12 protein-coding genes are annotated in these 10,895 nt (G+C 60.1%); 4 read left to right on the top strand and 8 right to left on the bottom strand.

The features are described 5' to 3' along the window. Positions 1 to 116: 116 nt before the first annotated feature. Both CKW32_RS22570 and CKW32_RS22565 read left to right on the top strand, forming a co-directional pair. A complete protein-coding gene (locus tag CKW32_RS22570) occupies positions 117 to 881 on the top strand; it encodes an SDR family oxidoreductase (RefSeq protein ID WP_095186056.1) in 765 nt (254 codons plus the stop codon). A 204-nt stretch (positions 882 to 1,085) separates the two neighbouring features. Then, positions 1,086 to 1,991 (top strand): cation diffusion facilitator family transporter, encoded by a 906-nt coding sequence (locus tag CKW32_RS22565; protein WP_095186055.1) that lies wholly within the window; start codon positions 1,086 to 1,088, stop codon positions 1,989 to 1,991. Here the strand turns inward: CKW32_RS22565 and CKW32_RS22560 are convergent. The 5 genes from CKW32_RS22560 to ureE all read right to left on the bottom strand — a co-directional run bounded on the left by CKW32_RS22560 (position 1,963) and on the right by ureE (position 5,653). Beyond that, positions 1,963 to 3,081: an AGE family epimerase/isomerase gene (locus tag CKW32_RS22560; RefSeq protein ID WP_095186054.1), complete on the bottom strand. Its 1,119-nt coding sequence runs from the start codon at positions 3,079 to 3,081 to the stop codon at positions 1,963 to 1,965. The genes CKW32_RS22565 and CKW32_RS22560 overlap by 29 nt on opposite strands. 163 nt (positions 3,082 to 3,244) lie before the next feature. After that, positions 3,245 to 3,817, bottom strand: coding sequence for a HupE/UreJ family protein (locus tag CKW32_RS22555; protein ID WP_095186053.1), 573 nt, complete (start codon positions 3,815 to 3,817; stop codon positions 3,245 to 3,247). 22 nt (positions 3,818 to 3,839) lie between these two features. Next, positions 3,840 to 4,457, bottom strand: coding sequence for an urease accessory protein UreG (gene ureG / locus CKW32_RS22550; protein WP_032890544.1), 618 nt, complete (start codon positions 4,455 to 4,457; stop codon positions 3,840 to 3,842). Positions 4,458 to 4,481: 24 nt separating this feature from the next. Next, entirely contained in the window at positions 4,482 to 5,156 is a 675-nt protein-coding gene (locus tag CKW32_RS22545) for an urease accessory protein UreF (protein ID WP_095186052.1), read from the bottom strand. Then, positions 5,153 to 5,653, bottom strand: a complete 501-nt coding sequence (ureE, locus tag CKW32_RS22540; protein ID WP_095186051.1) for an urease accessory protein UreE — start codon at positions 5,651 to 5,653, stop codon at positions 5,153 to 5,155. Before ureE ends, CKW32_RS22545 begins: the two co-directional genes overlap by 4 nt. A 341-nt stretch (positions 5,654 to 5,994) precedes the next feature. Between ureE and CKW32_RS22535 the strand changes: the two genes are divergently transcribed. Further along, complete coding sequence (locus CKW32_RS22535) at positions 5,995 to 6,525, top strand: C40 family peptidase (protein WP_095186050.1); 531 nt, start codon at positions 5,995 to 5,997, stop codon at positions 6,523 to 6,525. 5 nt (positions 6,526 to 6,530) lie between these two features. On the opposite strand, the gene CKW32_RS22530 is transcribed toward CKW32_RS22535, so the two are convergent. Both CKW32_RS22530 and CKW32_RS22525 read right to left on the bottom strand, forming a co-directional pair. Further along, positions 6,531 to 7,163, bottom strand: a complete 633-nt coding sequence (locus CKW32_RS22530; RefSeq protein WP_032890551.1) for a TetR family transcriptional regulator — start codon at positions 7,161 to 7,163, stop codon at positions 6,531 to 6,533. Positions 7,164 to 7,316: 153 nt separating this feature from the next. Beyond that, positions 7,317 to 7,688, bottom strand: a complete 372-nt coding sequence (locus CKW32_RS22525; protein ID WP_032890553.1) for a hypothetical protein — start codon at positions 7,686 to 7,688, stop codon at positions 7,317 to 7,319. A gap of 345 nt (positions 7,689 to 8,033) precedes the next feature. Between CKW32_RS22525 and CKW32_RS22520 the strand changes: the two genes are divergently transcribed. Beyond that, positions 8,034 to 10,103 (top strand): AsmA family protein, encoded by a 2,070-nt coding sequence (locus CKW32_RS22520; protein WP_095186049.1) that lies wholly within the window; start codon positions 8,034 to 8,036, stop codon positions 10,101 to 10,103. Between the two features lie 109 nt (positions 10,104 to 10,212). Here the strand turns inward: CKW32_RS22520 and CKW32_RS22515 are convergent, their stop codons facing one another. Continuing rightward, on the bottom strand, positions 10,213 to 10,743 hold the full coding sequence (locus tag CKW32_RS22515) for a bacterioferritin (protein WP_032890557.1): 531 nt from the start codon (positions 10,741 to 10,743) through the stop codon (positions 10,213 to 10,215). Between the last annotated feature and the right edge of the window lie 152 nt (positions 10,744 to 10,895).

The raw sequence follows: 10,895 nt of genomic DNA, 5'->3' as shown, positions 1-10,895 counted from the left end.
ATTTGATCAAAAAGTGATCGGCTTTATATGAAAGGGTGTGCTTAGCGGTTGCCGCGACGGCGGTGTAAGGGCATTCTGCTGGCTGTTTTTTTCCCGATGCCCGCAAGGAGAACACCATGTCCGACACGCTGTTTATTACTGGCGCAACTTCAGGTTTTGGCGAAGCCTGCGCCCGTCGTTTTGCTGAAGCCGGTTGGAAACTGGTGCTCACTGGCCGCCGCGCCGAGCGTTTGAATGCCTTGGTTGAAGAGCTTTCCAAGCAGACCGAAGTGCACGGCCTGGTCGTGGACGTGCGTGACCGCAAGGGCATGGAAGACGCCATCGCCAGTCTGCCGCCGTCGTTCGCCAAACTGCGTGGCCTGATCAACAACGCGGGCTTGGCCGTGGGCACTGATCCTGCGCCCAAGTGCAGCCTCGACGATTGGGAGACCATGGTCGATACCAACATCAAGGGCGTGCTGACCACCACCAACCTGCTGCTGCCGCGCTTGATCGCCCACGGCCGTGGCGCCGGCATCATCAACCTCGGCTCCATCGCCGGTAACTACCCGTACCCTGGCAGCCACGTGTACGGCGGCTCCAAGGCGTTTGTGAAGCAGTTCTCCCTGAACTTGCGTTGCGATCTGCAAGGCACCGGCGTGCGCGTGACGAACATCGAGCCAGGCCTGTGTGAGAGTGAATTCTCGCTGGTGCGCTTCGGCGGTGATCAGGCGCGTTATGACGCGACCTATGCCGGCGCTGAGCCGATCCAGCCGCAGGACATTGCCGACACCATCTTCTGGGTGATGAACACGCCGGCGCACGTCAACATCAACCGCCTGGAGCTGATGCCGGTGAGCCAGACCTGGGCCGGGTTTGCGATTGAGCGGGGCGGTAAGTAAGGCTTTAAACCGCGTCGCTGCCATCGGGAGCAAGCCCCTCTCACACTTGACTGTGTTCACAAGTCGGAACGTGGGAACCCAATACCATGTGGGAGGGGGTTTACTCCCGATGGCGTCAAATCGGCCAAAACACGCCATAAGGTACACTCCACTCCTGAAGACCCCACCGCATCGTGCGGTTCAAAGGTTTTGACGGGAGGAAATGTGAGTAACCGAGGTGAGCAGGCACTGCTCAAACAATCGACGATTCTGATGTTCGCGGTAGCGATCGCCGGCATTGTCACGGGTGTGATATCCGGCGCCCAATCTATTCTGTTCGACGGCTTTTTCTCGCTGATCGCCACCGCCATCAAGGTGTTGATGCTGATCACGGCCAAGTTGATCGCCAAGAAAAGCAACGCGCGCTTCCAGTTCGGCTACTGGCACCTGGAGCCGTTGGTGCTGCTGATCGAAGGCAGCTTTCTGCTGTTGATCGCCATCTATGCATTCCTCAACGGTGTGTTCGGCATGATCAATGGCGGGCGCGAGATCGAGTTGGGCCTGGTGATCATCTACGCGGCGGTGTTCACCGTCGTTGAGTTCGCCTACTTCTTCTATGTGCGCTATCGCAATCGCGCGCTCAAATCGTCGTTGATCCAGTTCGATAACATCAGTTGGCTGGTGGACGCGATGCTGTCGGTGGGCTTGCTGATCAGCTTTCTGGCCGCGCTGTTGCTCAAGTCCCAGGGCTATGGCGAGTGGGCGGTGTATGTCGACCCCTTGATCCTGATCTTGCTGGCCCTGAGCATGCTGGCGCCGGCCTTCAAGATCCTGCGCCCAGCGTTACGCGAGGTGCTGGGGATTGCCCCCGACCACCTAGACGACAAGGTTCGCGAAGTCATGGATGCGGTCCGCGCCAGGCATGGTTTCGACGACTACGTGTCCTACGTGCAAAAGCACGGGCGGGCGCGGTTTATCGAGATTCACGTGGTGCTGCCGGCGGATTACCCGGTGGATAACGTCGCCACCCTGGATAGGTTGCGCGAAGAGATATCCACAGGGCTCGGCACGCCGGATGCGGCGCGCTGGTTAACGATCAGTTTTACGGGCGACCGTAAATGGATTGCGTGAGGCCCTGATAGCAGGTCGCCAGATGATAAGGCGTGGTCGACGGCATATCCCGTCGACTCACCGCGCCGTTGGCATCCAGGCATTCATGCCAGCCTTTCTCATGCAGGAAATGCTGTTGCAGCGCCAGCAATTGGCGTTGCAGCACCGCTTCGCTGTCGGGCCGCAAGGTCAGTGCCCGCAGGTATTCGGCCTGGGCCCAGATACGCTGCGTGGCGTCACGCACGCTGCCATCGAGGGCAAGCATGCCGCTGACCGCGCCGCTTAACGGATCCACACCCTTTTGCTCGGCGTAGGTAAACGCCCGGGTCAGTGAGGCATGCAACGGCGTGCCGCGTAAGGCGGGCGACGACTCCAGTAAAAAGAACCACTCGAATTGATGCCCTGGCTCAAACCAGTTATCCACAGCACCCAGCGGTTTTTCCATCATTACCCCATGCTGGCGGTCGATGAAGCGCTGCTGCATGGCCGTCGCCAAGCCCAGCAGGGCCGCTTGTACGTCGGCGTCTTCACGCACGGCGAGGGTGGCGAGGAAGCCCTCGGCCAGGTGCATCAAGGGATTTTGCAGGGGGCCGGACTTGAGGGAAGACCAGTTACGTTCAAGTACCGCTTCATACAGGCCATCGCCCGTGGCGAAACGCTCGGCGACCACTTCAAGGGCGGCATTGAGTACCGATTCCACCAGCGGCTCGCGCACTTTGGCCCAGTAATGGGCGCAGGCGAAGATGATGAAGGCGTGGGTGTAGAGGTCTTTGCGCTTGTCCAGCGGTTGCCCGGCGGGGTCGACGCTGTAGAACCAGCCGCCGTATTCGGCGTCGTGGAAGTGCCGTTGTAGGGAACGGAACAACGCGGCGGCGCGTTCTTCGGCAAAGGCAGCACCGGGCTCGCCGATCAGGCTGGCGAACAGGTACAGCTGTCGAGCGCAGGCCATGGCGCGGTAGCGTTGCGGCGGCAAAGGCCGATGATCGGCATCCAGCGCCTCATAGGGCAACGCCAACTCGGCATTCCAGCCTGGGCCCTGCCAGAGCGGCACGATCAGGGTATGGAAGTGGGTGAGCACAGAATTCAACGTGGGCTGGGAAGCGATGGGCATTGGCTGGCGTCGTCACGGCAGGGGTGTAGGCGCGCATGGTAGCAGGCTTGCGTTCTGTGGTGTCTGTGCCAGCGCTATCGGGGGCAAGCCCCCTCCCACCTTTGAAGGTGTTCACGCATCAAAATGTGGAGGGGGGCGATGAGGCCCTCAATAGCCCCGCAAATCAGCCCGCGAGCAACCAAACCCCGGTCGCCGCTGAAGCAGCACCGGCAACCCGCACCAACGGGGCCGCCGCCGCAGGCAGAAACCGCACCACGGCATAGCCGGCAGCGTGCAACGCAGCAGTTGCCCCGACAAAACCGGCCGCATACGTCCAAGGGCTGGACATGTCCGGCAGCTCCAGGCCATGCGCCACCCCGTGGAACAGCGCAAACAACGCCGTAGCGCCCACAGCCATGAACAGTGGTGGACGCACCGCCAGCGCCACTGCCAGGCCCAGCGCCAGCACCGACGCGGCAATCCCGCTTTCCAGCGCGGGTAATGCCAGCCCTTCAAAACCCAGCACGCCGCCGATCAACATGGTGCCGACGAAGGTGCACGGCAGGGCCCAACGGGCGGCGCCTTTTTGCTGGGCTGCCCACAGGCCGACTGCAACCATGGCCAGCAGGTGATCAAGGCCGCCCAGTGGGTGGCTGATACCGGCCATCAGGCCATTGTCGCCGTGGCCGGGGTGAGCGAAAGCCAAAGCTGGGGCGAGCAGCAGAGCGGCGGCGGCGAAGAGTTTGTTGAGGCTCATAAACAGGTTCCTTATGGGTTGATCAGGCGGCAGTGGTCAGCAGGCCCTGGCGCTCGATAAAAGCGACGATCTCGTCCAGGCCGACGCCGGTTTTCTGGTTACTGAACACAAAGGGTTTGCCGTTGCGCATGCGCTGGGTGTCGCTGTTCATCAGCTCCAGCGAGGCGCCGACCAAGGGCGCCAAGTCGATCTTGTTGATCACCAGCAGGTCTGACTTGCAGATACCTGGGCCGCCTTTGCGCGGCAGTTTGTCGCCAGCGGAGACATCGATCACGTAGATGGTCAGGTCTGACAACTCCGGGCTGAACGTGGCCGACAGGTTATCGCCGCCGGACTCCACCAGGATCAGGTCCAGGCCGGGGAAGCGACGGTTGAGTTGGTCCACCGCTTCCAGGTTGATCGAGGCGTCTTCTCGGATGGCCGTATGCGGGCAGCCGCCGGTTTCCACGCCGATGATGCGTTCGGGCGCCAGGGCCTCGTTACGTACCAGGAAGTCGGCGTCCTCGCGGGTGTAGATGTCGTTGGTGACCACTGCCAGGTTGTAGCGGTCGCGCAGCGCGAGGCACAGGGCAAGGGTCAGGGCGGTTTTGCCGGAGCCGACCGGGCCGCCGATGCCGACGCGCAGGGGTTGTGTGTTCATTTGCTTCTCCAAAATAAAGAGCTCCTAGGAACGGAACAGGCGGCTGTACTGGCGCTCGTGGGCCATGCACGCCAGTGACAGGCCGAACGCTGCGCTGCCGAAATGGTGGGGTTCGACGCGGCCCGCGTCCTGCTGGGCTTGTTGCAGCAGCGGCAGCAGTTCACTGGTCAGGCGCTGGGCGGCTTGTTGGCCCAAGGGCAGGGTTTTCATCAGCACCGCCAATTGGTTTTCCAACCAGCTCCACAGCCAGGCGGCGAGTGCGTCGTCGGGGTTGATGGTCCAGGCGCGTGCGGCCAGGGCCCAGCCCAGAGCCAGATGAGGTTCGCTGCGTTGCTCAAGAAAGGTGCGGGCCTGGCTGTCCAGTTCCGGCAAACCGTTGAGCAGTTGTTGCAGGGAGTAGCCCATCTGGCGGCTCTCTTGATACAGCTCGCGTGTCTCGCGGCTGGCTTGGTGCTCTTCGCACAGTTGCGAGAGTGTCGGCCAATCCTCTGCGGCAGCGGCGCGGCAATGGGCGAGCAGCAACGGTGCTTCGAAACGTGCCAGGTTCAGCAGCAACTGGTCGCTGATCCAACGGCGGGCGCTGGCCGCATCCTTCACGCGGCCGTTCTCCACGGCCATTTCCAGCCCTTGGGAATAGCTGTAGCCGCCAATCGGCAATTGCGGACTGGCCAGACGCAGCAACGCCCAGGCTGGGTTCATAAACGCACGCCGAACTGGTGCAGCTTGGGCGGATAGTTGAAGTCTTCATCGCCATGGCGCGAATGATGATGGCCGCCGCCATAGGCGCCGTGCTCCGGCTGGAATGGCGCTTCGAGGGTCTGCGTGGTGGCGCCCAGCTGTTCAAGCATGGCCTTGAGCACGTAGTCGTCGAGCAGGCGCAGCCAGCCATCCCCAACCTGCAACGCCACATGGCGGTTGCCGAGGTGATAGGCAGCACGTGTCAGTTCAAAGGCATTGGCGCACGTGACGTGCAGCAGTTGTTCAGGCCGTGCGCATACACGTACCACACGTCCGTCTTCAGCCTGTAGGCATTCGCCATCGTGCAACGGCGGCTGGCCGCGCTCCAGGAACAGGCCAACGTCTTCGCCGTCAGTACTGAAACAGCGCAGGCGGCTCTTGCTGCGCGCTTCGAAAGTGAGCAGCAACTCAGCGGCCCAGAGGGTTTGGGGGGCGATTCGGCGGTGGATCACCAGCATCAGGAAGCTTCCAGCTATGAGCGATGAAACAGCTAGAGCAAGTGGCTTGCCAATCACGGGTTGATGTAGGAAATCTCTGTCGGTACGCGGGGGAGTGCTACCGAATAGGGCGTTAGTGCTTGGTGGGAGTGTTTCAAATTGGTGCGTTGCCGCGTTTATAGCGCCAAAGAGGGGCGTTTTGGCGTCGAGGGCGATGCGGCGTGTATGAAGTTCCTTTCGTCCTTTTCGTTTCTGGGTGTTTTCGGATTAGTCCTACGAGAATTGAGGATTTGGAGTTCGTCGGCTTACGCGCAGGATCTTTAGGATTCGCCGCGTGCTAAACATTCACGACGGGTTCCATCATGTTTCGATCAATTTTGTGTTTATTCGTGTTCAGTCTTTATCTGGTTACGCCCTCATCCTCGGCCAATGTCCAAAAGCGTGCGGTGGCTCCGATCGCGGCCAGCAATCCCCTGCAAGCCCTACAGGCCTTGCCGTCCAAACCGTCCATCAACGATGTGATCGACCGCGCCCATGAGTTGCTGGGCACACCCTATAAGTGGGGAGGGAGCACGGTAGAGCAGGGGTTCGACTGCAGTAGCTTTCTGGTTTATCTGTTCAAGACCCAGGCCAATATCCGTATACCCCGCACCACGGCGGCAATGCACCGTTCAGATGCGATGACGATCAAGCGTCATGCGCTGAAACCTGGGGATGCCGTGTTTTTCAAAGGTAATGGGCGCGGTCAGGTCAGCCATGTCGGCCTCTATATAGGCGAGGGCAAATTCATTCACTCACCCCGAACCGGTAAGACGGTGCGTATCGATTCACTGAGCAATCGCTATTGGAGCAAAAACTACACCACCGCCAAGCGTTTCCATTCGGCCGGGTGACCGGTTTACTCGGTACTGCCCAGGCCCTGCCAGTGCTTGAGGCCGATGAAGATAAAGCGCAGTTGCTGGGTGATTTTCGCCTGGGGCGTGAGGTGAGCCGGCAAAGCATGAGCCGGCGGGTCGATGATATCGGGCAGGGTGGCAAACACGCTTTTGACGATAAGGTCGGCCATCACGTGCAGGCCATCGGGGTCCAGGTGCTGCAACTTGGGCATCTGCGTCAGGTCGGCCGCAAGGTCGCGGGTGATGTCTTCGCGCAGGGCGCTGATGGCTTGGCGCACGGCCAGGCAGCCACCGTATTGCTCGCGGGCCAGGAACAAGAATTGCGAACGGTTGGCTGAGACCACATCGAGAAAGATCCGCACCGAGGCGTCGATAATGCCGCCCATCACGAATTCGTTGTGGCGCACCAGGCGGATGGTAGCGCGAAAGGTCTGGCCGACCTCACTCACCAAGACAAGTCCAAGTTGATCCATATCGGCAAAATGGCGATAGAAACCAGTGGGAACGATGCCGGCCGTCTTGGCTACTTCACGCAGGCTCAGGCTGCCAAACCCACGGCCACACTCCATCAGATGGCGGGCAGCGTCCATCAAGGCAAGGCGGGTCTGTTGCTTCTGTTCGGCGCGGGGCAGCATGGGCGGGGGGCTTTGTCGGCAAGTACAGCGACGCACTCTAGCAAAACAGCTCTGTTGGCGTCGAACTTGGCGGGGGCGCGTTGCGTGACAGGTTCTACAAAAAGTCAAAAAGCCCGGTCGGGTGATCGGGCTTTTTTCTGGGCTACCACAGGGTTAGCTCTGTGCTTGGTTTTGTTCTTTCAGGCGATCAGAACCGTCTTCGGCAACACCTTCAGTGTAAGCGCGCTTGCTGATTTGATCGGCACCGTCTTCAACCAGACCTTTCTCTTGCAGGCGATCGCGACCGTTTTCGGTCAGGCCTTCGGCGTGAGCGCGTTTGCTGATCTGATCCGAACCGTTTTCTGCAACAGCGCCTTTGGCGTAGTCACGGCTATCTTCTTCTTGCGAACCGCTGCGGGCCAGAGTTTGGCTGGCGTGCACGGCGTCGGCTTTGACTTGTGGGGTCACTTGTTCGGCGGCTGGCAGGGCAAAGGCGCTGGAAGCCATGATGGACAACAGGACGGTAGCGAGTACTTGGCGTTTCATGATGGTTGCTCCTTGGGAGGGCGATAAAGTGGGTACGGGGCTAATGCTACTCTCGATATGTCGATATAAAAGTTCATAAACACAATGGTAATAATCAACAGAATTGATTGTTCCTCGCAGAGGCTCTAGACCGGACCTCTCAAGCACGCGGTTTTGCACCGTGGTGGGTATTTTCGACACGAACCTGGGTAACAATGGTGCGCCGTTGATGATTGGATTTGTCTGATCGATCAGAAAAATGGCTTTTTGCGACTAAATTGACCACTGGGTTAAACCCCCGGACGGTTTGCCAGTCGTACTCTTATGAGCTGTAGTTCAGCTATTCGTGTTGAGGAGTCCTGTGCAATGACGCGCACTCGTAAAATCGTCGCTTGGAGCTGCGCCAGCTTCGTTCTGTTAATCGCCGTTGCAGTCCTGGTCCTGGTGTTTTTTGACTGGAATCGCATCAAACCGCCCCTCAATGCCAAAGTCTCCGAAGAACTGCATCGCCCGTTTGCCATCAACGGCAACCTCGCCGTGGTGTGGCAGCGAGAGCCCGATGAAGGCGGCTGGCGTGCCTGGGTGCCATGGCCTCATGTGATTGCCGAAGACTTGACCCTGGGTAACCCGGACTGGTCGAAAAAACCGCAGATGGTTTCGTTGAAGAAAGTCGAGCTGCGTATTTCGCCCCTGGCTCTGCTGGCACAGCGTGTGGTTATCCCGCGTATCGATCTCACCGAACCGAGTGCAGAGTTACAGCGCCTGGCCGATGGTCGCGCCAACTGGACCTTCACGTTCGACCCTAAAGACCCCAATGCCGAACCCTCCAACTGGGTGGTGGACATCGGTGCCATCGGCTTTGACAAAGGCCACGTGACGCTGGATGACCAGACCCTCAAGACCCAGCTCGACGTGATCATTGACCCCTTGGGCAAACCGATTCCCTTCGGTGAAATCGTCGGCGATGCCGATGCCAAGAAGGCTCTGGAGAAAGGCTCGGCGCCCCAGGACTATGCGTTCGCCCTCAAGGTCAAAGGCCAGTATCACGGCCAGAAGCTCGACAGCACCGGCAAGATCGGCGGCCTGCTGGCCCTGCAGGATGCGGCCAAGCCGTTCCCGCTACAGGCCCAGGTCAAGATCGCTGACACCAACATCGCCCTGGCTGGCACCCTGACCGACCCGCTCAACCTCGGCGCTCTTGACCTGCGCCTGAAGCTGTCCGGCAGCAGCCTGGGCAACCTGTATCCACTGACCGGCGTCACGCTGCCGGACTCGCCGGCCTACGCCACCGACGGTCACTTGATCGCCAAGCTGCACGATGCCAGCGGCGCGTCCTTCCGCTACGACAACTTCAACGGCAAGATCGGCAACAGCGACATTCACGGCAACCTCGCCTACGTCGCCAGCCAGCCACGGCCCAAGCTCAGCGGCGCGCTGGTGTCCAACCAGTTGCTGATGACTGACCTTGCACCCTTGATCGGCGCCGACTCCAACGCCAAGCAAAAGGCCCGTGGCGGCGAAAGCAAACAGCCGGCGACCAAAGTGCTGCCGGTGGAAGAGTTCCGCACCGAACGCTGGCGCGACATGGATGCCGATGTGGAATTCACCGGTAAACGTATCGTGCACAGTGCCGAATTACCCTTTACCGATCTTTATACCCATCTGGTGCTCAACGACGGCGAGCTGAGCCTGGAGCCACTGCGTTTCGGCGTCGCTGGTGGCAAGCTCGATGCGCAGATTCGCCTGAATGGCCGCATCACACCGATGGAAGGTCGCGCCAAATTGACCGCGCGCAATTTCAAGCTCAAGCAACTGTTCCCGAGCTTCGAGCCGATGAAAACCAGCTTCGGTGAACTCAACGGCGATGCCGATATTGCCGGGCGAGGTAACTCCGTGGCGGCGCTGCTGGGCAGCTCCAATGGTGACCTGAAGATGCTGATCAACGACGGTGCCATCAGCCGTGGCCTGATGGAAATCGCCGGGCTCAACGTGGGCAACTACGTGGTGGGCCGCTTGTTCGGCGATAAGGAAGTGAAGATCAACTGTGCCGCCGCGGACTTCGGCATCAAGACGGGCTTGGCGACTACGCGGCTGTTTGTGTTCGATACCGAGAACGCCATCATCTACATCGATGGCACCGCGAACATGGCGACCGAGCAGTTGGACCTGACCGTCACCCCGGAATCCAAAGGCTTCCGTCTCTTCTCCCTGCGCTCGCCGTTGTATGTGAACGGGCCGTTTATCAAGCCGAATGCCGGGGTCAAGGCCATTCCATTAGCCCTGCGCGGCGCGGGCATGGTGGCGCTGGGCGTGATCGCCGGTCCTGCTGCCGGCTTGCTTGCGTTGGTCGCCCCAAGTGGTGGCGAGCCCAATGAGTGCGCGCCGCTGCTGCAGCAGATGAAAGAAGGCAAGGCGCCGAAGACCGTTAAAGGCTAACCAAATGTGGGAGGGGGCTTGCCCCCGATAACGGTATGTCAGTCAGTACCTCTGAGACTGAATCACCGCTATCGGGAGCAAGCCCCCTCCCACATGGGATTTACGCTATTTAAAGACTTTCGAGGATGTCGGCCATATCGTCCGCATGCTCTTCTTCCTGAGCGAGGATCTCCTCAAACAGGCGGCGAGTGGTCGGGTCTTTGTCGCCGATGTACTGGATGATCTCGCGGTAGCTGTCCACCGCGATGCGCTCGGCGACCAGGTCTTCGTAGACCATTTCCTTCAAGCTGTTACCGGCCACGTACTGCGCGTGGGAGTTCTTCGACAACAGATCGGGGTTGAACTCCGGCTCGCCGCCCAGCTGCACGATGCGCTCGGCCAGTTTGTCGGCATGTTCGGCTTCCTGGGTGGCGTGCTCCAGAAATTCCTCTGCGGCGACGGCTGCTTTAACGCCGCTGGCCATGAAATAGTGGCGCTTGTAGCGCAGCACGCACACCAGCTCGGTGGCCAGCGACGCGTTGAGCAGGCGGATAATTTCTTCGCGGTCGGCGTCGTAGCCTTCGGTCACGGCACCGTTTTCGACGTTCTGGCGGGCGCGGCTGCGCAGGGTCGCAACGTCGGTCAAGTTTGCTTCAGTCATCTCAATCTCCTGGGGCTAATCCGGGTTACGCCACGCTCTGTCGGCGTGATCGCTCCAAGTTGTGAGTGCCGGGCAGCGCAAAAAGTTTTATCGGATTTACCTCGCGCGTCACGAGCCCGACTTGCAACTGGGCTAGGCTGCATTGCATCAAA

The sequence above is a fragment of the Pseudomonas sp. Irchel 3H9 genome (assembly GCF_900187495.1).
Lineage (GTDB): Bacteria > Pseudomonadota > Gammaproteobacteria > Pseudomonadales > Pseudomonadaceae > Aquipseudomonas > Aquipseudomonas sivasensis.
This window is presented reverse-complemented; position numbering and strand designations above follow the sequence as displayed.